The following is a 25,549-nucleotide window of genomic DNA, read 5'->3' on the forward strand; positions in this document are numbered from 1 at the left end:
TATAGAGTTAGCCGAAGTTGACGCTTAGCGGCTTTGCGCAGCGCTGGCGGTTTGCACGACAGCATCGTCGCTGCGCGCGGCCACCGTCACATTGGGTCGTACCCGCTGTAGCCCGTTGATAATGACACGGTCACCAGGCTGAAGGCCTGTAAGCACAACACGGCCACCCGATACGGCACGACCGAGCTTCACCTCGCGATACTCCACAACGTTATCGTCGTTGACCGTATAGACAAACTTCTTGTCCTGATCGGTGCCGATGGCCTTGTCACTGACGACAAGAACGTCTTCCTTGGTAGGGGACCCAAGGCGAATTTCCGCGAACATGCCCGGCGTCAGCGCGCCGTCTGTGTTTTCAAATACCGCGCGGGCCCGAATGGTGCCGGACCGCAGGTCAAGCTTGTTATCGAAGGAATAGAGCTCGCCCTCATACGACACGGATGCGTCGCCCGCCAGGCTCATGATCACGGGCATTTTCCCTCCCTTCGAACCTTGGCGCTTGGCGTTCACATAGGTGCGTTCGTCGACGTTAAATTCGGCATAAAGCTTGTCATTTGACACAATGGTCGTCAGCACAGGGGCCGACACACCAGCCTCAATAACATTGCCTTCCGTAATTTCCGCACGGCTCACAACACCGGAAACCGGTGCCGTCACATGGGCATAGTCAAGATTCAGTTTCGCTGTCGTGAGCTCGGCTTCAGCCGATGTCAGCGTTGCTTGTGCAACGTCAAAATCGTTTTTGCGTTTATCATAGGCGCTTTTGGATACAAAGCTGCTTTCGACCAGTTCAGCCGCACGCTTCAACTCGGCTTCAGAAAGCACAAGTTGCGACCTCGCAGAGGCAAGCTGGGCTTCAGCACGTGCCACCGCCGCCTCAAACGGACGCGGGTCGATCACGAACAAGAGGTCGCCTTTGTTGACATAATCGCCGTCCTCAAAAGCCACTTCATGAATGGTGCCACCCACACGCGGACGGATTTCCACATAATCAACCGCCGTCAGCCGGCCGGAAAATTCGCTCCACTGGCGCAGAGCCTCGGGCTCAATGGTGGAAACCACCACTTCAGGCGTCGCAGGCGCCGACGCCTGTGGCGCTTCACCGGCGTATGCATCGTCAAGGTGGTAGACACTGACACCACCAATCAACGCTGTGGCCAAGAGGGCGGCAACAGCGGTATGGCGCTTCAGATATGCTTTGGTGCTGCTCATTTTATGTTCCTCAGTTCCTGTCGTGTAACCGGTTTACATACCAGTCGGTTTGTTTCGCTTGAGGCTAAAATGCATACCGGTCGGTATGTTTTCAAGGGTTGAGGCAATTTTTAATTCTGATAGCGGCCATTCATGAGCGTGATAGCGCTGCATTCACACGGCTTTCAGCGCAAACCCTGCGTGGAATGCAAAGCTCCCCTGCGTTCGGCGGGAAGCTGAGAGGGACTGGCCAGACCAGACGGGCTAAACCAATGACCGGGGGAAAACGGTGTTTAGCGACTCACGCCGCCTTTGGCTGGGCCTGTACGCGATATTCCGTCTTCAGGTCAAGCAGGCGGTATAGACCCGTGCGAATGTCGCGGCGCACAAGCTCAAGGTCCGCATGGGTGCGGCCATAAAGCAGTAACCCCTGAATATATTGCAACATCATCCGCGCAACCTGTTCGCTGTCACAGTCGCTGTTCAAATACCCGTCGGCCTTGAGGCTGCGGACCAGCGCAACATCATACTTGAGCGCATTGGCGCACATGATACGCCCGGCTTCGCGCACCTTGTCCTCGCCTGTCCCCACCTGCGCGCCCGCGGTGAAAAAGGGACAGCCAAGCACGGGGTTATCGTCACCCGACTCTTCGCTTTGGTGGTCAAGAATGTGATTGATCAGGTTCTCGAGCTGCTCGATCGGCGTATAACGGGGTGAGAACACTTCGTCCAGCTCCGGCTGTTTCTGCTCCCAGTGGTGCATGGACGCCTCAAAGAAAAGATCGGCTTTGGTTTCAAAATAATGATAAAAGCCGCCTTTTGTGACACCTGCACATTTGCAGATCTCATTCACGCCGACGCGCGTATAGTTGCTTTTCCAGATCAGGTCGATCGCGGTATCAAGCAACTTTTCCCGTGTATTTTTTGACCTTGTCATTCCAACCTCTTGTAGCTTTTCCCGACCTCATGGGCTGAATTTCATTACCTTATATACATACCGGTCGGTATCTTTTCAAGGTCGGTTCATCGCACCGGGGCACCATACCGTCCGGGATGTTCCGGATAGTGAAACAGGGCATTCTATTTTTTTATAGTAGAAATTGTCGGGCGAGTGCTTATCTAATGGACATAATAAAACATAAATGAACACGACAGGAGACCAACATGATCACCCCACAACCCCGAGGCAGGGCCGACCCATCAGGCGGCACGCCTAAAGTGCTCACCATCCTTAACCTCGCCGCAGTCACCGGCTTCATGGTTTACATGTTTTTGGTATAGGGCAACGCTTTAAGCGCGGGGGCGTCAGGCGCCCGCGCCTTCCACTTCGTGTTTGATGCGAATGCGGTCCTGTTCGGTTACGCCAAGAAGACCGGCAATTTTCGCCAGCACGTTGGCTTCAAAGTTATCGATCCGGTTGTCGGCAAAGGCAACCTGCCACAACAGCCGCACGATTTCCTGTCGGCCGTCCTGGTCCAGTTCCTTGGCGATAGCGCGGGTGAACTTATACAGGCTTGGCGCGTCCCGTTCCTCCACTCTTGCCTGATCGATAATTTCTTCCGCCTCTTCCGAAGAAAGCCAGAAATGCTCGGTCATGCAATCGGTCAGCCGCTCGCGCTCGTCATCGCAGAAGTCGCCGTCGCTTGATGCCACATGCACCATCAGTGCGGCGGTCGCCAGTTGCACATCGCTGGCGTTACTGTCTTTTTTATCGGCCCCGAGCCCCAGAAGCTCAGATACTTTGTTCCACATGAGTTTTCCTCATCATTGCTTATTCCCGGCTGTCTTCACCCTCCTATATGGCCCGCGCGGCGGCACAGCTCAAGCTTTGTGCGGCATTTTCACCAAAAACTGAATTCGACAGCAAGCTTCGGAGAGCACCGCGCCACACCCCCACATATGATGGCGGCAATGCTTGACATATGACACGAGGAATGAACGATGACACATGCAGCAACCATTAACGTAGCGCCTGACATGACGGACAATACCTATAGAACAAATGACGACAAATGGCAGGCCGTGCTGAAGCGCGATGCGACGGCCGATGGCGCCTTCTTCTTCTCTGTGGCTACCACAGGGGTGTATTGCCGCCCGTCCTGTGGTGCCCGCCAGCCCCGGCGCGAGAATGTGGATTTCCACAACAGCCCGGAGGCGGCAGAAGGCGCCGGTTTCCGCCCCTGCAAACGGTGCAGGCCGGATGAAACACCTGCCTGGGCGGAGCGCGAGGCCCTTGTCGCCCGCGCCTGCCGTTTCATTGAAGACGCGGACACTACGCCGGTGCTGGCAGATATCGCCGACCATATAGGCCTCAGCCCCTACCATTTTCACCGTGTCTTCAAGGAGATAACCGGCATTACCCCCAAGGCCTATGCCGATAGCCACCGCACCCGAAGCGTGAAAGGCAGCCTGAAGGAAAGCCGCACAGTGACCGACGCGATATACGACGCGGGCTACAATGCCAACAGCCGCTTTTACGAGAATGCACAAGGCTTCCTAGGCATGACGCCAAGAGAGTATCGCACTGGCGCGGCGGGCAAAAGCATTCGCTACACGGTCAGTGAATGTTCACTGGGGCTTATGCTGGTGGCTGCGACGGAACGCGGTGTCTGCGCAATCCAGCTTGGCGACAGCAGGGAGGCGCTCAAGGCTGACCTCAGGGCAGAATTTCCCGAGGCAGAAATCGATGAAGCAACCGACACGCTTGGTGGTATGCTCACCACGGCGCTTGCCCTTGTCGACCGGGGGAAAAAGGCCGGTGAAAGTTTGCCGCTTGATATTCGCGGTACCGCGTTTCAGCAAAGGGTGTGGCAGGCGCTTCAGGATATTCCGGATGGGAAAACAGCCACTTACAAGGATATCGCCAAAGCCATCGGCAAGCCCGGGGCCGTCCGCGCCGTGGCAAATGCCTGCGCAAACAACCGCATTGCGGTTGCCATTCCGTGCCACCGCGTGATCAGAAGCGACGGCAGCCTGAGCGGATACCGCTGGGGGGTGGATCGCAAACGCAAGCTTCTTGATAAGGAGGCGCAATGATGAACATGCAGGATACGGGCACAAGCCTTGGCAACCGCATCCAGTCCCTTGACTGGGAAAGGACAGAAAAAGACCTGCTGGAACAGGGTTTTGCCATCTTACCCCAATTGCTGACGGCGGCAGAGTGTTCCTTTTTCCGCGCGCGATACGACGATGAGAGCCTGTACCGCAAACAGGTTTTCATGGCGCGCCATGGCTATGGCGAGGGGGATTACCGCTACTATCGGTACCCCCTGCCCGACCCGTTGCAAGCATTGCGGCACACCAGTTTCCCGTATCTGGCACACACCGCTAATGAATGGGCCAAACGGTTGCAGCGCGACGTGATATTCCCCGAAAACCATGAGGAATTTCAAAAGCTGTGCCACGGGCTCGGCCAGCTTCGCCCGACCCCGCTGATCCTCAAATATACCGCGGGTGGATATAACCGCCTGCATCAGGACCTCTACGGCGAGGTCTATTTCCCTTTCCAGATGGCGGTGCTGCTCAGCCAGCCCGGGGAAGAATTTGAGGGCGGCGAATTTGTCCTGGTAGAAAACCGGCCCCGCATGCAATCCCGCCCGCGGGTTATCCCGCTCAGGCGCGGGGACGCTGTGGTTTTTGCCGTCAACGAACGTCCGCAGTTGGGGAAAACCGGGTACCACAAAGTCAGCCTCCGGCATGGGGTCAGTGACGTCACCGCCGGCACACGGTACACACTCGGGGTGATCTACCATGATGCGCTTTAGGGCCATGATATGAATGACCTTTTAGCAAACCTGCGACCCGCCGCCGAGGAGATGAAAGACGGTGCTTTCCTGCTGGCGAATTTTGCGGATACCGACAAAATCCTGCAGGAACTGCCCCGTCTTTTGGAAGCTTCCCCGCTCCGGCACATGACAACGCCCGGCGGGCGGCAGATGCGCGTAGCAATGACAAATTGCGGGCAATACGGCTGGGTTTCCGCGCCCTCAGGCTACCGCTATGACAGCACCGATCCCACCACCGGCAACCCGTGGCCGGATATGCCCGAACCCTTTATGGCCCTGGCAAAAAATGCAGCCGCTGCTGCCGGATATGACGGTTTTGCGCCGGACGTCTGCCTGATAAACCGCTACGGGGTTGGCACCCGGCTGAGCCCGCATATCGATCAGGATGAGGCGGAAAAATCATGGCCGATTGTCTCGGTCTCGATCGGAATTCCGGCGATATTTCAACTATTTGGCTCCGCGCGGGGTGGTACAGCAACCAACATCCCGCTTTATGACGGCGACGTCATGGTACTTGGCGGCAGGGCCCGCATGTATTATCATGGCGTAAAGCCGGTGACGGCCGCGCGCGATGCACGCATCGGCGCGCTGAGGTATAACCTGACCTTCCGCCGCGCGCGCTGAAGGAGCTAACCGGGCCCGCACACATATGCGCGAAAAGTGTGCGGAAAACAGCCGGATATGTGCAGAAAATGTGCGGAAAATGTGCGAGATCTGTGCGGCGATAAAACCCCCGTTCCCCGGCCCTGCAACACACAGAAGAAAAAGTGGCAATATAGCCCTTGATCGGATTTTTTTTTGTGTTAGAAGATGCGCCACGCAAAACACGCACCCCGAAAAACTTCCATGTCCGGGCCCTGCGTGCAGGCCGTGATGTGCCGGTATAGCTCAGCTGGTAGAGCAGTTGATTTGTAATCATCAGGTCCCGGGTTCGACTCCTGGTGCCGGCACCACTTTTCTCCAGAATTCGATCATATTATCAGGCCAGTGCGCGTTACCGGACAGCCGCCTTACCGGTCTGAGGAACGAGTGCTGCGAAGCCGTGCCCCAAAACACGGACCATGCGGTCGAGTATGGTTGCAAAATCGTCTGACCGGCACAGCCCCGCTGACAAAACATCGATGCGTCCGGTCTGGGCGAGCGATAATGAGATCGCGCCAGACACAAAATGATAATACCAGTACAGGTCCGCTTTCGGCACTTCCGGGCGCACATCTGCCAGCAGGTCAACAAGCCTTCCCACCACCGGATCGAACGGCGTATGAGTGGTATCCACATCCCCGCCCATGGCCGTGCTGTTCAATTTGGCAATCAACGCGCCGTAATTCAGGGTCCCCGGATCTCCGGACATCATGAAACGGAAGGTGGGCTCCAGATAAGCCCGCAACACCCCTTCAGCTGTCATCCTGCCCGCATGCGACGTGGCATATGCCTCAAGCGATGCCTGCCGGGTTTCATTCACAAGGCTTGCCCGGCGCGCGACCACCGCATCGAAAAGCCCTGCTTTTGTCTCAAAATAATAATGGAGAAGCGCCGTGTCCGCACCCGACGCGGTTGCGATCTCCCGCATGGTGACACCGTCATAACCTCGCCGGGCAAACAGCTCTTCAGCAGCATCGAGGATACGCTCCTGCGATAGTTCCCGTCGATCCGCCTGGCTCCGGCGCGCCGGTTGCCTTTTTCTTTGTTGTGTTCCTGTCATCCCTGCCCCTTTTGGTTTCCGGCACTTGGGTTTCTGGCACTTGGGTTTCTGGCACTTGGGTTTCTGGCACTTGGGTTTCCGGCACTTTGGCGCGGCGGACGGTTGATGACAAGCCTCAACGTCAATTTATTTATTCATCAATCAATAAATAAATTGACAAAACCTTATATTGACGCAAGCCTTAAACATAGCGCAGGGAAGGCGCCAACCCGGCGGCAGAACCATCCGGGTGTGAAATGGGAGGATTACAGATGACCAGTGTTGAACGGACTTTGCCGGCGCGGCTGCTGCTTGCCAGCGTATCGGCCGCGTCGCTCGCCACAGGCATGCCGGCCACCGCACAGGACAGCGCCGGCGATGCGGAAGCTTTTGGCATAGACACCATTGTCGTAACAGCGCGGCGCCGTGATGAGGCCATCGTCGATGTGCCGATCGCGCTGACCACGTTTGATGCCGACAAGCTGGATTTGCGCGGCGCACTCGATATCACCGCGCTGCAGCGCAACACACCAAACCTTACCCTGCAGGTCTCGCGCGGCACCAACTCCACCCTCACCGCTTTCATTCGGGGCATCGGGCAACAGGACCCGCTGTGGGGCTTTGAGCCCGGGGTTGGCCTCTATGTGGACGATGTCTATATCGCCCGCCCACAAGGCGCAATCCTCGACATATTCGACATCGAACGGCTTGAGGTTCTGCGCGGCCCGCAGGGCACGCTCTATGGTCGCAACACGATCGGCGGCGCGGTCAAATATATCACCAAACGACTGGATCAGGACCCATCGTTCAAGGTCCGCACCAACCTTGGCAACTATGGCCAGCGTGACCTTGTTGCCTCCGGCTCCGCACCTCTCGGTGACAAGGTCGCGATCGGCGCTGCGGTCGGATGGTATAACCGGGACGGTTACGGCACCAATCACTTCACCGGGGAGGATACCAACAACAAACAGTCATTTGCGGCGCGTATCACACTTGAAGCGACCCCGACCCCCAACCTGTTCTTCCGCCTGAGCGCAGACCGCACGGACGATGATTCAAACACTAATCACGGCCACCGCGAGACAGCGGTGCCTGCGGATTGGGCTGTATTACCCGCTGTATTACCGGGTTACAGCCCGGCAGCCGACCCCGTGCCCGCAGGCGCGTTCCCGGTGCAGGAAAGCAAATATGACACCTGGGCAGGCCTTGGCGACGCCAGTGAAGTGATCACACAGGGCCTGTCGATGTTGGCGGAATGGACATTGAATGACACCCTGACGTTCAAGTCCATCACCGCGTACCGCGAAGGCATCACCCACTCTGCCGGGATCGACTTTGACGGCACGCCGGCCCCGATCCTTGATATCGCCTCCAGCGGCTCGGTTTATGATGACAATCAGTTCTCCGAAGAACTGCAACTGGTGATCCAGAGCGACAGCTGGAGTGGCATACTTGGCGTCTATTATCTGGATGCAAAGGCAACAGGCCAGTATGATACCATCCTCGCAATTGGCGCGGCAGCGATCCCGGGCGTACCAACCCCACACCTCACACAGGGAACAAGCGGCGAAGTTGACACCAAATCCATCGCCGTCTTCGGTGATTTCGATGTGGATCTGGGTGATCGCTGGAACCTGTCGCTTGGCGGCCGCTGGACCCGCGACAAGAAGGAAGGCACGGTCTTCAAGGCCAATTACCTTGGCCTTGGGTCGCCCATCTCGGGCGCGGACAGCAGCATCCTGATCCAGACACTTACCGACTATACCCGCGACCTGACCTTCGAGGAATTCACCCCGCGTGTCAGCCTTACCTATGCTCTTGCGGATGAGCTGAACATCTACGCCGCCTATAGCCGTGGTTTCAAGTCGGGCGGTTTCGACATGCGCGGCGACGCCACGGCCACACCCGCTACCGCGGACGGTTATGAGCCGGAAACGGTTGATTCATACGAAGTTGGCCTCAAGGGAAACCTGCTTGATGGTCGGCTTTCCTTTGCTGGCGCCATCTTCCACACCTCCTACGACGGCCAGCAAGTCACCAGCCAGCAGGTCAACCAGTCAGGCACCGGTGTGGTCAGCTTTGTCGACAACGTCGGTTCGTCCACCATCAACGGGGCGGAGATCGAGGCCACGGCCTGGCTATCGAATGCCTTCAGTATCGATTTTGCGCTTGGGTATGTAGATGCCGAGTTCGACCAGTATCTGGCCTATGCGCCGGACCCCGGCGGTACGGGTTACGTTCAGGTGGATGTGGCCGACCAGCGCCAGTTCCAGAACACGCCTGAGTGGAACGGCAATGTTGCCCTTAACTACATGATCGACCTGGACACACGCGGTACCCTCGCGCTGCGCGGCGCGCTTTCGTTCCGCAGCGCAGTCAATATGTTCGAAACCCCGGTTCCGGCGATTGATCAGCCAGCCTATGAGCTGTTCGACGCCAGCATTGTCTGGACCTCCGCCAGTGACCGCTGGCGGGTTGGGCTGCATGGCCGAAACCTGGGGAATGAGCGTTACCGCACAGGTGCTTATAATTTCCCCGGGCTTGCTTTCGGGGATTCGGTCATTGGCTTCTACGGCCCTCCGCGCACCGTTTTTGCCTCAATCGAATATCGCTATTAAGCAACGCAACGCCGCCGGGCCAGCTGAAACCGGCGGCGTTCCCAGCGAGGGTAATAAGAATAATGCAGGATTTCTTCTGGCGCTCGCATGACGGGCTCAAGCTTCATGCCGCCGAGCACCTCCCCGCGTCAACGCCTACCGGCCTGCCCATCATCTGCGTGCCGGGCCTGACCCGCAACAGCCGGGACTTCAGCGACTTTGCACCCTGGGCTACCGGACTGGGCCACCGGGTGCTGGCGATTTCCCTGCGGGGTCGCGGCCTGTCGGACCGCGACAGCAAACCCAGGCGTTATCGCCCCACCATCTATGCCCGGGACGTTATCGGCCTTCTTGACGCGACTGGTATCGACCAAGCGGTCTTTGTTGGCACCTCGCTTGGCGGGCTGGTGACGATGGAAACTGCAAAGCAGGCAGGAGACAGGGTTGCAGCCGCCATCCTCAACGACATTGGCCCCACGGTAGAGAGAGGGGGCCTAGACCGCATTGCGTCCTATGCCGGGTCCGCCGCCCCTGTGACCGACTGGCAATCGGCGGTGGCCCATTGCCGACACATCAACGGCATAGCCTTCCCGGACTTCCAGGAAGCCGACTGGCAACGCCTTGCGCGTTGGACATTCAGGGAGGGGCCTGACGGCGCCCCGGTGACCGACTATGACCGCGCCATCTTCCGGCCCGCACCGGCGTGGGCGCTCCCGATCATGGAATGGCTGCTGTGGCGGCGTTTCCGCCACCTCGCTACGGGGCGACCGGTCCTTGCCCTGCGCGGGGCGCTCTCGGATATCCTGTCGTCAGCTACGTTGGCTGCCATGCGGAACGCGGGCCCCCTAGTGACCACAGCCGAAGTGCCTCGGGTCGGACATGCCCCCACCTTGGCGGAGCCGGAGGCACGCTCCGCCATGCAGGCTTTCCTTACCCGCTTGTCAGGCATATAAATCACCGCCCATCCACCACAGGCACACTATTCGTTTAAGGATCGGGGAGCGCCCAGGCGCTAACCAGCCGCTGTGATCAGCACGCCGCTTTTGGAAACTGCCGGCTCAGTGCATTGGCTGCGGTTAAAACAGCAGGGGCGGCGTTTGCCGTGCTCCAGCATATCGATTGCAGTGTTGATGCGCTTCGCCCGCGTCGCGGCCACCTTGGTGGCACGTATCCACCTGATCCAATCCCACCGCGCGATGGTGGTGATATCCCCCCACTGGGCCGCGGCGGCCGACGCAGCATCAAATGCAGCCTTCAGGTCGTCGGGCAGCTCTGGCTCCAGCCAGTCGTCGGTGGCTTTGATTTCCAGAACAACGGTTTCGCCGGCGGCCGTATCCATGGCTTTACCCAGCGTTTTGTCCACGTGAAGCCAATGGCTACCCTTGCCATCAGGTTCAAGCGCCGCCTTGAAGGCAACGTCGTTCATGGTCCCCTCAACCATCGTCACCCCGCGTGACGGCAGCGCCTTGCTCGCGCTTTCAGGCAAGCTGACAATTGTCCAGTCGTTGATTTTATAGATAGGCGCTTCAAAGCGTGCCGACGACATATTTCCCTCACTTACCTGACTGTTCAAAAGCCTTTTTTTACAGGCAGGGCCTGCGCTTGCCGGCATTCTATTAAAAAATAGTACCGTTGCAACCTTCGTCATACCGGGCCACGCCTGTAAACGGCGGGAGAGACAACCAATCCGGTGCACAGGGATGAGCCCGTCTTCACGTCGCCGCCAATGTGTAACCCCCGTGTAACCGGTAACACGCCCACCAGCCGCGACTTTCCGCCGCGCCAGTTTCTTGCTTATTCTGTCTGACAGCGCTTGTCATTTGCGATCTGCATCGTTAATAAGTCTGATAATCATTCTTATAAACGAACTTTCGGGGGCAACCGCCCATGCGGCGCAGCACCATTCGCATCTGGTACCTGACCCACAAGTGGACGAGCATATTATGCACGGCCTTCCTGTTGATGTTGTGCATCACCGGCCTGCCACTGATTTTCGAGCATGAGATCGAGGACTTGACCGGCGACGCCTACGTCATGCCACTGGTCGCTGATGAGGGCCAGCGCACCAGCCTTGATACGGTACTTGCCAATGCCCTTGCCTCCCGCTCCCGCGAGGTTGGCCTGTTCATGAGCTTCGACGAGGACCGACCGGTGGTCAATGTGACCTCAGGCCCCGCTCCAGATGCACCGGGCGGCCAGATGACCCTAATGTCGCTTGACTGGCGCACGGGCGATTTTGTACCCGCCCCCCATGAAGGCGGCGTGATGGGCTTTCTGCTGCAACTTCATACAGACATGTTCCTGGGCCTGCCGGGCATGTTGTTCCTTGGGGCCATGGGCTTCCTGTTTTTCACGGCAATCGTCTCGGGCGTGGTGATCTACGCGCCTTTCATGCGCAAGCTGGATTTCGGCACCGTGCGCGTGGGCCGCAGCAAGCGGTTGAAGTGGCTGGATTACCATAACCTGATGGGCGTCGTAAGCTTGATGTGGGCCAGCGTGGTTGGCCTCACTGGCGTGATTAACACCTTGTCGGACCAAATCACTACCTTATGGCAACATGACCAACTGGCTGAGATGACGCGGGAATATGAGGGCATGGGCATCCCGGCGCAACTTTCGTCCATCCAGGCGGCAATTGATACGGCCAAGGCCGCCGCGCCCGGCATGCGGGTCCAATTTGTTGCCTTCCCCGGGGGCACCTTCTCCACACAGCATCACTATGCGGTCTTCTTGCAAGGCAATACAGCCCTGACCAAAAAGCTGCTGACACCCGCGCTGATTGACGCGGAGACCGGCGCCTTCACCGCCATGCGTTCCATGCCGTGGTATATGCAGGCGCTCCTGCTGTCGCAGCCGCTGCATTTCGGCGATTATGGCGGGCTGCCGATGAAAATCCTATGGGCGGTGCTGGATATCTTCACCATCGTGGTGCTTGTCAGCGGGCTTTATCTGTGGCTGGGCAAACGCGGTACCAGCGTGGACGCCCGCGTGCGCGAACTTGAAAGCGGCGGCCGTAAAAGCCCCGAGGTCGCGGAGGCACAGACATGAGCCAGCCCCACACCGCCGCAAAACCGTCAACCATTCGCACACCGTGGCAGATATTCAAGGTGCCTGCCGCCCTCGCCGCGCTCAGCCTCCTCGGGCTTGTGAGCGCGCTGACGGGGGACGGCCTGCGCGACGCACTTTCATGGGCCGGCCTTGCCGCCCCCGTTGTTGTAACCCTGTGGGCGCTCAAGGCGCGCCGCAGATAAGGCATCCATAACAAGCACCCCTCCCCCAAAGCCGGGTGCAACATGAGGAAACGACCAATGAAACACCTATCCTCCATCAGGCGGCTTACGCTTTTGAGCGCAACCAGCCTGGCCCTTGCGGGCACTGCCATCGCGCAAGACACTGCCCGCACGGACGACGACCTTGAGACCATCGTCGTCACCGCACCAAACTATGTGCCTGTAGGCACGGGTGTGGCGACCAAAAGCGACATTCCGCTGGTGGAAACACCGCAGTCCATTTCTGTTATCACGCGTGACCAGATCGACCTGCTGGACTGGACCAACCTTGGCCAGACGGTGCGTTATGTGGCTGGTGTGAACGGCGAGAACTATGGCCCGGACGAACGGGTTGACTGGCTGACCATGCGCGGGTTTGAGCCAGTACAATATATTGACGGCGTTCAGTCTTCCATCGGCTCGATCGCCAACACGGGGCTTGACCTCTACGGCGCCCAGTCGGTTGAAATTCTCAAAGGCCCGTCGTCAGCACTTTATGGCCTGACCCCGCCCGGCGGTATCGTCAATGTAACCAGCCGCCGCCCCGACGAAGAATTTGGTGGCGAAATTGAAGCCCAATATGGCAACCGCGACCATATCCAGGTGAACGGCACCATCACCGGCGCGATCACCGACACCGTCAGCGCGCGCCTGACCGCCTTGTACCGTGACCACGACACCCAGACCTTCGGTGTAAACTCGGACCGGCTTTATGTCGCACCCGCCATCACCTTCCAGCCGGGCGAGGCTACCCGCTTCACCCTGCTCTCCTTCTATCAGGAAGATGAAATCACCGGGGACGGCGGCGGCTTCCTGCCAAGCCAGGGCTCGCTGTTTGGCAACCCGGAGGGTGAAATTTCCTCCACCGCGAACCTTGGTGAGCTGAGCTACAACCGCTTCTACCGCGAACATTACGGCATCGGTTATGACGCCGAGCACGCGTTTAACGAGACCTTCTCGGTGCAGCAAAACCTGAAGTACACACATCTGGACAGCGACCAGCGTGGCATCGGCGGCAGCGGCTTCGTGGATGCGGACTTTGACGGCACGCCCGACGATTACCGCACCGTTAACCGCTATAGCTTCTCGTTTGCGGAAGATGTGGACACCTTTGGCATCGACACGCGCCTGAACATCGACGTGGTGGATGATGGCGTGATGGAGCACAATGCCTTTGTCGGAGTTGATTACCGCACCTATGACTATGTTGGGGCGTCTGCTTTCAGCTTTGCGGGCATTCCGACCATTGATATCTTCGCGCCTGTTTACGGCCATGATATCCCGCTGCTGGCACCAGTGAAATTCTCCGACATCAAGCAAAAGCAAACTGGCGTTTATGTGCAGGACCACATCAGTATGGGTGGCCTGCGGTTCACTGCAAGCGTACGCCATGACTGGGTGGACACCACCGACCGCATGACGGGCGAAGAGCGTACGGACAAGGATTTTTCCTACCGGGGTGGTGTGTCCTATGTGTTTGAAAACGGCTTCGCGCCCTATGTTTCCTATGCGCGGTCCTACCAGCCAACCGCCGGCGCAGACCGGGACGGCACACCGTTTGAGCCGACAACCGGCAACCAGCTTGAAGCCGGGATAAAATATGACGCCCGCGGCCTGCCACGTGGCGTCAAGCTGTTCTCAACCCTCAGCGCCTATACGCTCAGCCAGAAAAACGTGCTGACGCCAGACCCGACCAACACCGGCGCGGAGGCCTTTGAGGTGCAGACCGGCGAAGTGCAAGTGAAGGGTGTGGAGTTTGAGGTGATTGGCCGCTTTGATGAGCGCCTGAGCATCAACGCAAGCTATACCTACACAGATAGCGAAGTGACGGAAAGCAACGGCCCGGAGCTGGGCGCGGAACTACCGGTCACGCCAACGCACAAGATCTCCGCGCTGGCGGACTATACGCTGCAGGACGGCACACTTGCCGGCCTTGGCGCCAGCTTCGGTGTGCGGTATCTGAGCGAAAGCGCGGGCAACCTGCCATCCACCTTTACGCCGGAAGTCTATACCAACCCGGCCGTGACCCTGTTTGATGCCAGCGTGCACTATGACCTTGAAGACTGGCGGCTCTCGGTTTCCGCCAGCAACCTGTTTGACAAGGAATATGTCGCCCGCTGTTACAGCGCGTCCAACTGCTTCTTTGGTACACGCCGCATGGTGGTCGCAAGCATCGCCCGTAAATTCTAGGCGCACACCTCACCAGCATCAAAGCCCGCGAGAGCATGTCTTTCGCGGGCTTTTTAATGCAATTCACCCTTGAGACAACTGAATTTACCTCGCCAAAACAATGTGTTGAGCATCGCCCCACGGTGCGGGCATAGTAAAAGGAGGTTAAGTCATGAAACGTAACATTTTGACACTTGCCATGATTACCGCTGTTGCGGGTATGGACGGCGCAGCCACCGCCGGTGACACAAACCCCTTCAGCACAGCCCTTGAGGATGGGAGCCACATCCAGCTCACCGGTGATGTAGTCGACATTAATGCCAGAATTTCACCCTCGACTATGGTGACGGTTTCATCACGGTCGAGATAAACGACTGGGACTGGTACAATGAAAACAGCCAGATTCTGGATGGCGACAAGGTAACTGTACGCGGTGTCATTGACGACGACCTATGTGAGCAGCGGTCCATTGAGGCGGATAGCGTATATGTACATTCCATCGCCATGACCTATTACGCCAACGACGCTGATGCGGAACAAGTGGTCCGCCTGATGGCCTTCTCCAGCTACCCCGCGTATCGGACAGTGATGCCTGAGGGCACATGGATGACGGTGGTTGGAACTGTCACTGACATTGATGGTCGCGAGTATCCTGAGTTCTGCGCATAAAACCGCTGCGCCTTCCCGGCGCGGCGGTTTTTGATTGAGTCACTCTGCGTCACCACCCGCTTTTCAAGCTTAGTCATAAACGAAGGTTTAATTTCCGACTTCATTTCTTGCGCGTGATGACACCGCCAGACAAGATTATTGTGCGTGCGTGTTATGTTCCCCACATTATGCTGCAAAGTCGCAGAAAAACGCCATATTTATGATTAACCCCCTTTAACCTTGGCGCAAGACAGTGTATTCCCTCGCGCTTAGCGTTCATGTGTTTCGAGTTTGTGAGTTGTCGTTTTGATACCCGGTTTGAAGAACATTAAAGACGCCCTGCGGCCCAGCCGTGAGAGCCTTTCCCGCAGCCCTGCGGATGAACGTGACAATACCACTTTTAAAAGTGCGTCGGTCGAACACCCTCTACTGGAAGCACTGTTTCGTTTCTGGTCAACCAAAAAGGCCAAACTGGGTCAGTTGCCCTCGCGCCGCGATATCTCGCCATCGGAAATCAAGAAATTGCTGCCGTATATCGCAATCGCCGATGTCATCGACGGCGGCCTCGACTTCTCGTTCCGGGTGTGTGGCACCATGATCTCGGAGGGCGCGGGCATTGAGCTTACCGGCAAAACCTGGTCCAGCTTCGAAAATACCCAGCACATCATCGAACGCACCCGTATCCTTGTGGAAAAAGCTGAGCCCTATTACCTGACCAATCAGCGCGCCACCTGGGCCCCGAAAGACTTCCAGCACTATAGCGTATTGGCGTTACCGCTGGCGCGCGACGGCAAGTCTGTTGATATGGTGCTCTATGGTGTGGTTTATCAGCCCATGGAACGGCGTGATTAAAACGCCTTCACGGCGGCAGCACACCATGTAATAGTTATCCCCCATCAAGGGGAAAGCGATGTCGTCAGCTATCATTCGCTGCACACTTCTGTGCATGCTTTTCATTACCGCGCACGCGGGCGCCAGCGACATGAAACTGGTGATGCTGGGTACCGGCACGCCAAACGCCGACCCCGCTCGCTCCGGCCCCGCGGTTGCGGTTGTTGTTGGCGGCAGGTCCTTCGTTGTTGATGCCGGGCCTGGGGTTGTGCGCCGCGCCGCAGCCGCCGCAGCAAACGGCATCCCCGCGCTCGCCCCCGACAAGCTCGATACCGCTTTCCTCACCCATCTGCATTCGGACCACACCGTCGGACTGCCCGACCTTATTTTCACTTCCTGGGTGCTCGAGCGGCCCATCCTCTTGAGACTATTTGGTCCCAAGGGTACGGCAGACATGGCTGGCCATCTGGCGAAAGCATATTCAGTTGATGTCCAGATGCGCCTGAGCGGCCTCGAGCCAGCAACGCCCGAAGGCCACAAGGTCAAGGTAAAAGAAATCTCACCGGGTATCGTGCTTGAGAGCGACGGTGTCACGGTCGAGGCGATCCCGGTGTTGCATGGCAGTTGGGAAGAAGCATACGGCTATAAATTCACGTCAGGCGGCAAAACCATTGTCATCTCCGGTGATGCCAGAACCAGTCCCGCGCTTATCGAAGCGGCAAAAGGCGTGGATATCCTTGTGCATGAGGTCTATTCGGATGCCGGTTTCAAAAGGCGGCAACCAGTCTGGCAAAAATATCATGCCAGCTTCCATACGTCCGCGAGCGAACTGGCCGCCATCGCGAACGAGGCAAAACCCAAACTTCTGGTGCTTTACCACCAATTATACTGGGGCACAGCCGACGAGGACCTCGTAAGGGAAATCCACGCCGCTGGTTATAACGGCGCGGTTATCTCAGCCAAGGACCTTGAGGTGTTTGAGCCTTAATCCGCCAAATTGGGCCGGATCCAGCGTTTGATCTGGTCGGTATCCACACCGCGGCGGTCGGCATACTCCGCCACTTGGTCTTCACCCACCTTGCCAACGCCAAAATAGTGCGTCTCGGGGTGCGCGAAATAGAAGCCGGAAACTGCCGCCGTTGGCAGCATGGCGAAACTTTCCGTCAGCTGAATACCGGCCTCTGCCTCCGCATCCAGAAGGCGGAACAGCTCGGGCTTTTCGCTATGGTCCGGGCACGCCGGGTAACCGGGTGCCGGGCGAATGCCTGAGTAGCGTTCCTTGATCAGTTCAGCCTTGTCCAGATTTTCATCCGCAGCATAACCCCAGAACTCCTTGCGCACCCGCTCATGCATACGCTCGGCAAAGGCTTCGGCCAGCCGGTCAGCCAGCGCTTTGAGGAGGATGTCGTTATAGTCGTCATGCGCGGCCTTGAAACGCGCCAGATGTTCCTCAATCCCGTGCCCGGTGGTGACGGCAAAGCCGCCCACCCAGTCAGGCTTTGTACCTTCGGGGGCGACAAAATCAGCAAGGCAGTCATTGGCGCGGCCTTCACGCTTCTGTACTTGCTGCCGTAGGAAATGCAGCCGCGTCAGTTCCTCATTCCGGTTATCACCGGTATAGAGCACCACATCGTCACCCACGGCATTGGCCGGCCAGAAACCCACAACAGCCCTGGCTGTCAGCCATTTTTCATCGACGATCTGTTTGAGCATGGCTTGTGCATCGGCAAACAGGCTGCGCGCACTTTCGCCCACGACCTTGTCCTCAAGGATCGCCGGGTAATTGCCCGCCAGTTCCCACGTGCGGAAAAACGGTGTCCAGTCGATATAGGGCACCAGTTCCGCCAACGGATATTCATCAAATACCCTGGTGCCGGTAAAGGCTGGCCGTGTCGGCGTAAAGGCTTCGAAATCTGGCGTGGCTTTATTGGCGCGCGCGGCCTCAAGGCTCACCAGCCGGTCGGACTTTGGCCGGGCGAGGCGCTTTTCGCGGATATCGTCATACTCGGCCTTCACCTTGGCGACAAAATCGGCACGCATGCCTTCCGACACCAGCGTGCTGGCGACACCCACTGCACGGGAAGCATCCAGCACGTGCGTCACGGCGCCCGAATACTCCGGTGCTATCTTGACAGCGGTGTGCACACGGCTGGTGGTGGCGCCGCCAATCAGAAGCGGAGTATTGAAGCCCGAACGCTCCATCTCGTGCGCCACGGTCACCATCTCATCAAGGCTGGGTGTGATCAGCCCGGAAAGACCGATCATATCCGCACTGTGGTCGTTCGCGGCCTTGAGGATATCAGCCCATGGCACCATCACACCAAGGTCGATGACTTCAAAGTTGTTACACTGCAACACCACGCCGACAATATTTTTGCCGATATCGTGCACGTCACCCTTCACCGTGGCCATGACAATCTTGCCCTTGGCTTTGGCGCCTTCGGCTTTCTCGGCCTCGATATAGGGTTGCAGGTAGTTGACCGATTGTTTCATCACGCGGGCGGATTTCACCACCTGGGGCAGGAACATTTCGCCCGCGCCAAACAGGTCACCGACCACATTCATACCGTCCATCAACGGGCCTTCAATCACCTCGATGGGGCGGTCGAACATCTGCCGCGCTTCTTCCGTATCCTCAATGATATAATCGGCGATGCCCTTTACCAGTGCATGCTCAAGCCGTTTGGCGACCGGCTGTTCGCGCCACGACAAGTCCTCAACGCGGGCAACGCCGCCCTGACCCTTGAACTGATCAGCGATTTCAAGCAAGCGTTCCGTGGCATCTGACCGCCGGTTCAGGACCACATCCTCCACCCGCTCCTTAAGCTCAGGCGGTATATCGGAATAAACCGTGAGCTGGCCTGCGTTCACAATGCCCATATCCATGCCCGCGCGCACGGCATGATAGAGGAACACGCTATGCATCGCCTCGCGCACCGGATTATTGCCCCGGAAGGAGAAAGACACATTAGACACCCCGCCCGAAACTTTGGCGTACGGCAGGTTCTTTTTGATCAGCTTTGTCGCTTCAATGAAGTCCACACCGTAGTTGTCGTGTTCCTCAATACCCGTGGCGACCGCGAAAATATTCGGGTCAAAGATGATATCCTCGGGTGGGAAACCAACCTCGTTCACCAGAATATCGTAGGAGCGTTTGCAGATATCGAACTTGCGCTCAAGGGTATCCGCCTGCCCCTTCTCATCAAACGCCATCACCACAACGGCAGCGCCATAACGCATAACCCGTTTCGCGTACGAAACAAAATCGTCCTTGCCTTCCTTGAGGCTGATCGAGTTGACCACCGCCTTGCCCTGCACACACTTCAACCCCGCCTCGATCACCGACCATTTGGAGCTGTCGATCATGACCGGCACACGGGCGATATCCGGTTCAGCCGCCAAAAGCTTGAGGAATTTCTCCATCGCTTCTTCAGCGTCAAGCATAGCGTCATCGAAGTTGATGTCGATAATCTGCGCGCCGCCTTCCACCTGATGACGCGCAACAGAAACGGCTTCCTCATAGTTCTCCTCAAAGATCAGTTTCTTGAACTTTGCGGAACCGGCAACATTGGTACGTTCGCCAACATTGATAAACTGCGCAGTGGGTTTACTCATAAAATTGGTACCTTACTCAGCCGCGTTGATAATGGTGATGGGGTCAATGCCGGAAAGCCGCATGGCGGGTTTGTGCTTGGGCACCTTGCGCGGTGCAACGCCCTCTACCGCCTTTGCGATCGCCGCGATATGCTCAGGCGTGGTACCGCAACAACCCCCGACGATATTCAGCAGCCCCTCTTCAGCCCACTCTTTCAAATGCCCGCCTGTGACCTCAGGCGTTTCGTCATATTCGCCCATCTCGTTCGGCAGGCCCGCGTTCGGGTAGATGGCGATACGCGCATCTGCAATGGCGGATAATGTCACCGCATGCGGACGCAGATGCTCTGCCCCGAACGCACAATTGAGGCCAATGGTGAACGGCTTGGCGTGGCGCACTGAATACCAGAAGGCTTCAACCGTCTGACCCGACAGGTTACGGCCCGACATATCCGTCACGGTACAGGAGAGCATAATCGGCAACCTGGTGCCGCGTGCCTCAAACACATTCTCGGTGGCGAAAATCGCTGCCTTGGCGTTCAGGGTATCAAACACTGTCTCAATCAGAATGATATCCACGCCGCCATCGATCAGGCCGTCCACCTGCTCTTCATAAGCTGCTACGACATCATCAAAGTTCACTTCACGGAAACCCGGGTTGTTCACATCGGGCGAAACGCTGAGCGTTTTGTTTGTCGGACCAACAGAGCCAGCGACAAAACGCGGCTTGTCCGGCGTGCGCGCTGTCCATTCATCGGCCACACGGCGGGCCAGCCGTGCACCTTCCACATTGATTTCGCGCGCCAGCGCCTGCATATCATAATCCGCCATGGAGATCGACGTGCCATTAAAAGTATCGGTCTCGATAATATCCGCACCAGCCTCGAGAAACGCCGCGTGAATATCCGCGATTACATCCGGGTTGGTCAGCACCAGAAGGTCATTGTTGCCCTTGAGGTCCGACGGCCAGTCCTTGAAGCGTTCGCCGCGATAATCCGCTTCCTGCAGCTTACGCTTCTGGATCATGGTGCCCATGGCACCGTCCATCACCAGAATGCGTTCAGCGGCCAGCTTGTTCAGAAGTTCCAGTTTACCCGACATGATCAAACCTCTTCATCCGCACCGCGTATGCCCAGCATATGGCAAATCGCATAGGTAAGCTCCGCGCGGTTAAGCGTGTAAAAATGAAAATCGCGCACGCCGCCTGCATACAGACGCCGTACCATCTCACCCGCCACGGTGGCGGCGACAAGGCTGCGGGTTTGCGGGCGTTCGTCCAGTCCCTCGAACAACTTGCCAAGCCACACCGGCACACTGGCGCCACAGGCTCCGGCAAAATTCTTCAGCGTGGCAAAGTTGGTTACCGGCAAGATGCCTGGCACCACCGGCACGTCAATGCCATAGCTTTCACAGTGGTCAAGGAAACGGAAATAGCTGTCCGGCTCAAAGAAAAACTGTGTGATCGCGCGGTTGGCACCGGCATCCACCTTGCGCTTGAGGTTCTCAAGGTCGGCGGCAAGGTTGGCACTGTCCGGGTGGCGCTCGGGATATGCGGCGACAGAGATATCAAAATCACCAACGCTGCGCAGGCCTTCGACGAGTGCCGCCGCGTTTTCATAGCCGCCGGGATGCGGTGTGTAACAGCTTGCACCTTCCGGCGCATCGCCGCGTAGCGCCACGATGGACCGCACACCGGCATCCCAATAGTCACGCACGACCTCATCCACCTCAGCCTTGTCAGCGCCAACGCACGTCAGGTGAGCAGCAGGTGTCAAGCTGGTTTCATCCAGAATGCGCTTGACCGTTTTGTGCGTGCGCTCCCGCGTGGTGCCGCCCGCGCCGTAGGTGACAGAGACAAACTTGGGGTTCAGTGCCTCAAGCGTCTTGATGGAATGCCACAATGTTTCGTCCATCTTCGGGGTCTTCGGGGGGAAAAACTCAAACGAGACATTCACGTCGCTGGCCATTTCTTCAAACAGCGAGCGTCCACCAAGACCGGTAGCACCATTTCGGGCCATACCCCTACTCCTTACCATTGGCAGGCCTGTCGCACCGCCAGATCGTCACACGCAGGCGGCCACCATCAAGGTGCCGCACCTCTGTTGTTTCAAGCCCCGCAACTGCACACCAGTTGGCGACTTCCTCATCCGCGAAACCAAGACGCCGGTGCGCCTGCTCGTCGCGTAAAAATTCTTCCCTATGGGGCGCAAAATCCGCCACCAGCAGCGTGCCACCCGGGGCCAGCACACGCGCGGCCTCCCGGATCGCGCGTTGCGGGTCATCGGCAAAGTGCAACACCTGATGAAACAGCACCATGTCCTGCGTGCTGTCACCAAGCGCGAGGTCATACATATCGCCCTGGCGCACCTGGCACTGCTCCAGCGATTTCATTGCCAGATTGCCGCGTGCCACCGCCAGCATGTCACGCGATACATCAATCCCCAGCGCCTGTTCGGTGAGCTCCGCGAATACTTCCAGCATGCGCCCGGTGCCGGTACCAACATCCAGCATACGCGCCATCCTGCGCGCGCCTTGCATCTCAAGAAGCGCGGCCTCAACTTCGGCTTCCGCCACGTAAAGCGAGCGTATCTGGTCCCACTCTTCCGCGTGTGCGCGGAAATAGGCCTGCGCCCGCTCGAACCGCTCCGCGCGGATGTCATCCAGCACCTTATAATCGGCCGCCAGTTCATCGTCGGTTTCCGGCAGCAGCTCCAGAAGCGCGTCGCTCAACCTCGCTCCCAAACCCCCATCAGTAAGGCGGTAAAAAACCTGCGTCCCCTCCTGAAAGCGATCCAGCAGCTCCGCCTCGCCCATCAGTTTCAGGTGGCGCGACACACGAGGCTGACTCTGCCCCAGAATCTGGACAAGTTCGCCGACCGTCAATTCGCCCTTGCCGAGAAGGGCAAGGATGCGAAGCCGTGTCGCTTCACCCGCAGCGCGGAGGGCAGCCAGAAGTTGTTCCATAAGATATGGGTCCCGTGATCGTGTTCGAGATCAATATAAAGATTTCTTTATATATGTAAAGGTATGATTTTCTGCGACCGGCGGGATATTTTTTCTAACTCATCACACGGGCATGTGAACAATGTAGGAGTGAAAAATTACACGCCCTCTTGTAGAAACCGCCTATTATTGCCACATTGCTGCAATAATTGCCAAAAAAAGACTATACCGCGAATCCGCTCGCGACTGAGGACAGTATGATATTTTCACACCATGGGAAAAGCGCCGTGGCTGCGGCTGCATTGTTGATGACAACCGCCTGCGCCTCCACGCACCCCGGCACCGCCTCCGGGGCTCACGACCCTCTCGAGCCAATGAACCGGGCCGTGTTTGAGTTTAACCGCGTGACCGACCGTGTGCTCCTCAAACCCGTCAGCGCTGCCTATATTGCCGTCGTACCGGAAGCGCCGCGTCAGGGTGTTTCAAACGTAATGCGAAACCTGCGCGAACCATGGGTGTTCCTCAATGATCTCTTGCAGTTCAAGTTTGACCGCGCGGGGGCGACGCTGGGCCGCTTCATCCTGAATTCGACCGTCGGCATCGCCGGCCTTTTCAAGGTATCGGACGATGTGGGCATTCCCTATCATAGCGAAGATTTTGGCCAGACCCTCGCCACCTGGGGCATTGGTGATGGTCCCTATCTTGTCCTGCCATTCGTCGGCCCCTCAAATGGCCGGGACGCCATTGGCTTTGCCGCCAATGTGTATGGTGACCCAGTGACACTGACACTGCAGGAAATTGATGACAGCAAGAAGTTCTTCGACCTCAGCCTGACCCGCACAGCCATTGAAGCTTTTGACGCACGCGTTCGCTTCCACAACGAGATTGATGAACTCTATAAGGAAGACGACCCCTATGTGGTAGCGCGCTCGGTTTACTGGCAACGCCGCCGGTACGAGATTTATGACGGCGCACCGCCGGAGCCTGAAGAAGACTTGTTTGACCAGTTGGAAGAGCAGCAGGCCGCTATTGAGGCAGAAGATGCCGCCCGACCGGACTAGCCAGATCAAGCGGCCGGCCTGCCGCCGTTTGCTGCACATGGCCATCCACAAAAAAAGGGGCCCTTGAAGGCCCCTTTGTTGTTTTTACAGCGCTGCGCCCTAGCGGGTGAAGCGACGGTATTTGATGCGGTGCGGCTGGGTTGCGTCGGCACCCAGGCGGCGCTTCTTGTCTTCTTCATAGGCTTCGAAGTTACCTTCAAACCATTCCACATGGCTGTCGCCTTCAAAGGCGAGAATATGGGTGGCAATACGGTCAAGGAAGAAGCGGTCGTGGCTGATAACCACCGCACAACCGGCGAAGTTTTCAAGCGCTTCCTCAAGGGCAGCCAGGGTTTCGGTATCAAGGTCGTTTGTCGGCTCATCGAGCAGGAGCACGTTGCCCCCCTCCTTGAGCATTTTGGCAAGGTGTACGCGGTTACGTTCGCCCCCCGATAGCAGGCCAACCTTCTTCTGCTGATCACCGCCTTTGAAGTTGAACGCGCCCACATAGGCGCGGGTGTTAATCTCGGTTTTACCGAAATAAAACACATCATGCCCGCCGGAGATTTCCTCCCAGACGTTTTTGTCAGCGTGCAGCGCGTCGCGGGACTGGTCTACGTATCCCAGCTCAACGGTTTCGCCCACATTGATCTCGCCAGAGTCCGGCTTTTCCTGGCCGGTAATCAACTTGAAGAGCGTGGTCTTACCGGCACCGTTGGGGCCAATCACGCCAACAATGCCCCCAGGTGGCAGGCTGAAGTCAAGCCCGTCAAACAGCAGCTTGTCACCGAAAGCTTTGGTCAGCCCGTTGGCTTCGATCACTTTTCCGCCAAGGCGTTTTGGTGGCTGAATCTTGATTTGCGCCGGGCCTGCAACACGGTCATGTTGCTGCTCGATCATCTCGTCATAAGCCTTAATGCGTGCCTTGGACTTGGCCTGCCGCGCCTTGGGCGACTGCCGGATCCACTCCAGCTCCGATTCCATGGCTTTCTGGCGCGCCTTGTCTGAGCGTTCTTCCTGCGCCATGCGCTTGGTCTTCATCTCAAGCCATGCGCTATAGTTGCCTTCAAACGGAATGCCCTGACCACGGTCAAGCTCCAGCACCCACCCCACAACGTTATCAAGGAAGTAGCGATCGTGCGTAACCAAAATCACACAGCCCTTGTATTGTTGCAGGTGTTTCTCAAGCCATGCCACGGTTTCTGCGTCAAGGTGGTTGGTTGGTTCATCAAGCAGCAGAATTTCAGGCTTCTCCAGCAACAGCTTGCACAGCGCCACCCGGCGTTTCTCACCGCCTGATAGCTTGTCCACTGGCCAATCATTTGGCGGGCAGCACAGCGCGTCCATCGCCACTTCAGCGCGCGACTGCAAATCCCACGCGTCGGCGGCGTCGATTTGTTCCTGCAGTTCGCCCATTTTGGCCAACAGGTCCATGTTTTCAGGGTCCATGCCATAGTCGGTCGCGACCTGGTTGAAGTCATCCACCAGTGCCTGAGTGGCTGCCAAACCTTCCATCACGTTACCCAGCACGTCTTTTTCCGGGTTCAGTTGTGGTTCCTGCGGCAGGTACCCGACGCGGATACCTTCGGCAGCCCATGCTTCGCCGGCAAACTCCCTGTCGTAGCCAGCCATGATTTTCATCAGGGTCGACTTACCCGCGCCGTTCTGGCCGATGACAGCGATCTTGGCGTCCGGCATGAAGTTGAGGGAGACGTTGTTGAGCACCTGTTTGCCGCCCGCATAGGTCTTGGACAGCTTGTGCATCTGGTAAACATACTGATAGGAGGCCATGAAATCGGTC

The 25,549-nt window shown here is 57.7% G+C and carries 21 protein-coding genes, 1 tRNA gene and 1 pseudogene; 14 read left to right on the forward strand and 9 right to left on the reverse strand.

Features of this window, described 5'->3' with window-relative positions:
- Nucleotides 1-24: 24 nt before the first annotated feature.
- The 3 genes from OEU85_RS04305 to OEU85_RS04315 all read right to left on the reverse strand — a co-directional run bounded on the left by OEU85_RS04305 (nucleotide 25) and on the right by OEU85_RS04315 (nucleotide 2,943).
- Nucleotides 25-1,212, reverse strand: a complete 1,188-nt coding sequence (locus OEU85_RS04305) for an efflux RND transporter periplasmic adaptor subunit (protein WP_262690217.1) — start codon at nucleotides 1,210-1,212, stop codon at nucleotides 25-27.
- A 280-nt stretch (nucleotides 1,213-1,492) separates the two neighbouring features.
- On the reverse strand, nucleotides 1,493-2,128 hold the full coding sequence (locus OEU85_RS04310) for a TetR/AcrR family transcriptional regulator (RefSeq protein ID WP_262690218.1): 636 nt from the start codon (nucleotides 2,126-2,128) through the stop codon (nucleotides 1,493-1,495).
- 368 nt (nucleotides 2,129-2,496) lie between these two features.
- A complete protein-coding gene (locus OEU85_RS04315; protein WP_262690219.1) occupies nucleotides 2,497-2,943 on the reverse strand; it encodes a tellurite resistance TerB family protein in 447 nt (148 codons plus the stop codon).
- Between the two features lie 189 nt (nucleotides 2,944-3,132).
- Between OEU85_RS04315 and ada the strand changes: the two genes are divergently transcribed.
- From ada to OEU85_RS04335, 4 genes are all read left to right on the forward strand, one after another.
- Nucleotides 3,133-4,227: a bifunctional DNA-binding transcriptional regulator/O6-methylguanine-DNA methyltransferase Ada gene (gene ada, locus OEU85_RS04320; RefSeq protein ID WP_262690220.1), complete on the forward strand. Its 1,095-nt coding sequence runs from the start codon at nucleotides 3,133-3,135 to the stop codon at nucleotides 4,225-4,227.
- Nucleotides 4,224-4,955, forward strand: a complete 732-nt coding sequence (locus tag OEU85_RS04325; RefSeq protein WP_262690221.1) for a 2OG-Fe(II) oxygenase — start codon at nucleotides 4,224-4,226, stop codon at nucleotides 4,953-4,955. The genes ada and OEU85_RS04325 overlap by 4 nt, the downstream gene beginning before the upstream one ends.
- 9 nt (nucleotides 4,956-4,964) lie before the next feature.
- Nucleotides 4,965-5,600, forward strand: a complete 636-nt coding sequence (alkB, locus tag OEU85_RS04330; protein ID WP_262690222.1) for a DNA oxidative demethylase AlkB — start codon at nucleotides 4,965-4,967, stop codon at nucleotides 5,598-5,600.
- 253 nt (nucleotides 5,601-5,853) lie between these two features.
- A tRNA-Thr gene (locus tag OEU85_RS04335) sits at nucleotides 5,854-5,929 on the forward strand.
- A 41-nt stretch (nucleotides 5,930-5,970) separates the two neighbouring features.
- Here the strand turns inward: OEU85_RS04335 and OEU85_RS04340 are convergent.
- Nucleotides 5,971-6,678: a TetR/AcrR family transcriptional regulator gene (locus OEU85_RS04340; RefSeq protein ID WP_262690223.1), complete on the reverse strand. Its 708-nt coding sequence runs from the start codon at nucleotides 6,676-6,678 to the stop codon at nucleotides 5,971-5,973.
- Nucleotides 6,679-6,929: 251 nt separating this feature from the next.
- Here OEU85_RS04340 and OEU85_RS04345 point away from each other — a divergent pair, with 251 nt between their 5' ends.
- Nucleotides 6,930-9,275, forward strand: coding sequence for a TonB-dependent receptor (locus tag OEU85_RS04345; protein WP_262690224.1), 2,346 nt, complete (start codon nucleotides 6,930-6,932; stop codon nucleotides 9,273-9,275).
- 62 nt (nucleotides 9,276-9,337) lie between these two features.
- Entirely contained in the window at nucleotides 9,338-10,207 is an 870-nt protein-coding gene (locus OEU85_RS04350; protein WP_262690225.1) for an alpha/beta fold hydrolase, read from the forward strand.
- Between the two features lie 59 nt (nucleotides 10,208-10,266).
- Here the strand turns inward: OEU85_RS04350 and OEU85_RS04355 are convergent, their stop codons facing one another.
- Nucleotides 10,267-10,800, reverse strand: a complete 534-nt coding sequence (locus tag OEU85_RS04355) for a YdeI/OmpD-associated family protein (protein WP_262690226.1) — start codon at nucleotides 10,798-10,800, stop codon at nucleotides 10,267-10,269.
- A 341-nt stretch (nucleotides 10,801-11,141) separates the two neighbouring features.
- On the opposite strand from OEU85_RS04355, the gene OEU85_RS04360 reads away from it, so the two are divergent.
- From OEU85_RS04360 to OEU85_RS04390, 7 genes are all read left to right on the forward strand, one after another.
- Nucleotides 11,142-12,302, forward strand: a complete 1,161-nt coding sequence (locus tag OEU85_RS04360; protein WP_262690227.1) for a PepSY-associated TM helix domain-containing protein — start codon at nucleotides 11,142-11,144, stop codon at nucleotides 12,300-12,302.
- Nucleotides 12,299-12,505, forward strand: coding sequence for a hypothetical protein (locus OEU85_RS04365; protein WP_262690228.1), 207 nt, complete (start codon nucleotides 12,299-12,301; stop codon nucleotides 12,503-12,505). Before OEU85_RS04360 ends, OEU85_RS04365 begins: the two co-directional genes overlap by 4 nt.
- A gap of 57 nt (nucleotides 12,506-12,562) precedes the next feature.
- A complete protein-coding gene (locus OEU85_RS04370; protein WP_262690229.1) occupies nucleotides 12,563-14,713 on the forward strand; it encodes a TonB-dependent siderophore receptor in 2,151 nt (716 codons plus the stop codon).
- A 151-nt stretch (nucleotides 14,714-14,864) separates the two neighbouring features.
- Nucleotides 14,865-15,062: a hypothetical protein gene (locus tag OEU85_RS04375; RefSeq protein WP_262690230.1), complete on the forward strand. Its 198-nt coding sequence runs from the start codon at nucleotides 14,865-14,867 to the stop codon at nucleotides 15,060-15,062.
- 134 nt (nucleotides 15,063-15,196) lie between these two features.
- Nucleotides 15,197-15,361: a hypothetical protein gene (locus OEU85_RS04380; protein WP_262690231.1), complete on the forward strand. Its 165-nt coding sequence runs from the start codon at nucleotides 15,197-15,199 to the stop codon at nucleotides 15,359-15,361.
- Nucleotides 15,362-15,658: 297 nt separating this feature from the next.
- Entirely contained in the window at nucleotides 15,659-16,192 is a 534-nt protein-coding gene (locus tag OEU85_RS04385; RefSeq protein ID WP_262690232.1) for a PAS domain-containing protein, read from the forward strand.
- A 58-nt stretch (nucleotides 16,193-16,250) separates the two neighbouring features.
- A complete protein-coding gene (locus OEU85_RS04390; protein WP_262690233.1) occupies nucleotides 16,251-17,159 on the forward strand; it encodes an MBL fold metallo-hydrolase in 909 nt (302 codons plus the stop codon).
- Here OEU85_RS04390 and metH read toward each other — a convergent pair.
- From metH to OEU85_RS04410, 3 genes and pseudogenes are all read right to left on the reverse strand, one after another.
- Nucleotides 17,156-20,866: pseudogene (gene metH / locus OEU85_RS04395) on the reverse strand (methionine synthase). The gene OEU85_RS04390 and the pseudogene metH overlap by 4 nt on opposite strands.
- Before the next feature lie 2 nt (nucleotides 20,867-20,868).
- Nucleotides 20,869-21,783, reverse strand: a complete 915-nt coding sequence (gene metF / locus OEU85_RS04405; protein WP_262690236.1) for a methylenetetrahydrofolate reductase — start codon at nucleotides 21,781-21,783, stop codon at nucleotides 20,869-20,871.
- A gap of 4 nt (nucleotides 21,784-21,787) precedes the next feature.
- Nucleotides 21,788-22,729: an ArsR/SmtB family transcription factor gene (locus OEU85_RS04410; RefSeq protein WP_262690237.1), complete on the reverse strand. Its 942-nt coding sequence runs from the start codon at nucleotides 22,727-22,729 to the stop codon at nucleotides 21,788-21,790.
- Between the two features lie 266 nt (nucleotides 22,730-22,995).
- Between OEU85_RS04410 and OEU85_RS04415 the strand changes: the two genes are divergently transcribed.
- Nucleotides 22,996-23,769 carry an MlaA family lipoprotein gene (locus OEU85_RS04415; protein ID WP_262690238.1) on the forward strand — a complete coding sequence of 258 codons (774 nt, stop codon included), beginning with the start codon at nucleotides 22,996-22,998 and terminating at the stop codon, nucleotides 23,767-23,769.
- 99 nt (nucleotides 23,770-23,868) lie between these two features.
- Here OEU85_RS04415 and ettA read toward each other — a convergent pair whose 3' ends face one another.
- Nucleotides 23,869-25,539 carry an energy-dependent translational throttle protein EttA gene (gene ettA / locus OEU85_RS04420; protein WP_262690239.1) on the reverse strand — a complete coding sequence of 557 codons (1,671 nt, stop codon included), beginning with the start codon at nucleotides 25,537-25,539 and terminating at the stop codon, nucleotides 23,869-23,871.
- Between the last annotated feature and the right edge of the window lie 10 nt (nucleotides 25,540-25,549).

The organism is Kordiimonas aestuarii (genome assembly GCF_025574465.1).
GTDB classification, from domain to species: domain Bacteria; phylum Pseudomonadota; class Alphaproteobacteria; order Sphingomonadales; family Kordiimonadaceae; genus Kordiimonas; species Kordiimonas aestuarii.

What these genes read in the sequence shown, in the direction of transcription:
- OEU85_RS04305 (WP_262690217.1), bottom strand. Translation starts at nt 1,212, where the DNA reads ATGAGCAGCACCAAAGCATATCTGAAGCGCCATACCGCTGTTGCCGCC.
- OEU85_RS04325 (WP_262690221.1), top strand. Translation starts at nt 4,224, where the DNA reads ATGATGAACATGCAGGATACGGGCACAAGCCTTGGCAACCGCATCCAG.
- metF (WP_262690236.1), bottom strand. Translation starts at nt 21,783, where the DNA reads ATGGCCCGAAATGGTGCTACCGGTCTTGGTGGACGCTCGCTGTTTGAA.
- OEU85_RS04345 (WP_262690224.1), top strand. Translation starts at nt 6,930, where the DNA reads ATGACCAGTGTTGAACGGACTTTGCCGGCGCGGCTGCTGCTTGCCAGC.
- OEU85_RS04350 (WP_262690225.1), top strand. Translation starts at nt 9,338, where the DNA reads ATGCAGGATTTCTTCTGGCGCTCGCATGACGGGCTCAAGCTTCATGCC.
- OEU85_RS04380 (WP_262690231.1), top strand. Translation starts at nt 15,197, where the DNA reads ATGACCTATTACGCCAACGACGCTGATGCGGAACAAGTGGTCCGCCTG.
- OEU85_RS04360 (WP_262690227.1), top strand. Translation starts at nt 11,142, where the DNA reads ATGCGGCGCAGCACCATTCGCATCTGGTACCTGACCCACAAGTGGACG.
- OEU85_RS04340 (WP_262690223.1), bottom strand. Translation starts at nt 6,678, where the DNA reads ATGACAGGAACACAACAAAGAAAAAGGCAACCGGCGCGCCGGAGCCAG.
- OEU85_RS04390 (WP_262690233.1), top strand. Translation starts at nt 16,251, where the DNA reads ATGTCGTCAGCTATCATTCGCTGCACACTTCTGTGCATGCTTTTCATT.
- OEU85_RS04370 (WP_262690229.1), top strand. Translation starts at nt 12,563, where the DNA reads ATGAAACACCTATCCTCCATCAGGCGGCTTACGCTTTTGAGCGCAACC.
- OEU85_RS04375 (WP_262690230.1), top strand. Translation starts at nt 14,865, where the DNA reads ATGAAACGTAACATTTTGACACTTGCCATGATTACCGCTGTTGCGGGT.
- OEU85_RS04315 (WP_262690219.1), bottom strand. Translation starts at nt 2,943, where the DNA reads ATGTGGAACAAAGTATCTGAGCTTCTGGGGCTCGGGGCCGATAAAAAA.
- OEU85_RS04355 (WP_262690226.1), bottom strand. Translation starts at nt 10,800, where the DNA reads ATGTCGTCGGCACGCTTTGAAGCGCCTATCTATAAAATCAACGACTGG.
- ettA (WP_262690239.1), bottom strand. Translation starts at nt 25,539, where the DNA reads ATGGCCTCCTATCAGTATGTTTACCAGATGCACAAGCTGTCCAAGACC.
- OEU85_RS04410 (WP_262690237.1), bottom strand. Translation starts at nt 22,729, where the DNA reads ATGGAACAACTTCTGGCTGCCCTCCGCGCTGCGGGTGAAGCGACACGG.
- OEU85_RS04365 (WP_262690228.1), top strand. Translation starts at nt 12,299, where the DNA reads ATGAGCCAGCCCCACACCGCCGCAAAACCGTCAACCATTCGCACACCG.
- alkB (WP_262690222.1), top strand. Translation starts at nt 4,965, where the DNA reads ATGAATGACCTTTTAGCAAACCTGCGACCCGCCGCCGAGGAGATGAAA.
- ada (WP_262690220.1), top strand. Translation starts at nt 3,133, where the DNA reads ATGACACATGCAGCAACCATTAACGTAGCGCCTGACATGACGGACAAT.
- OEU85_RS04310 (WP_262690218.1), bottom strand. Translation starts at nt 2,128, where the DNA reads ATGACAAGGTCAAAAAATACACGGGAAAAGTTGCTTGATACCGCGATC.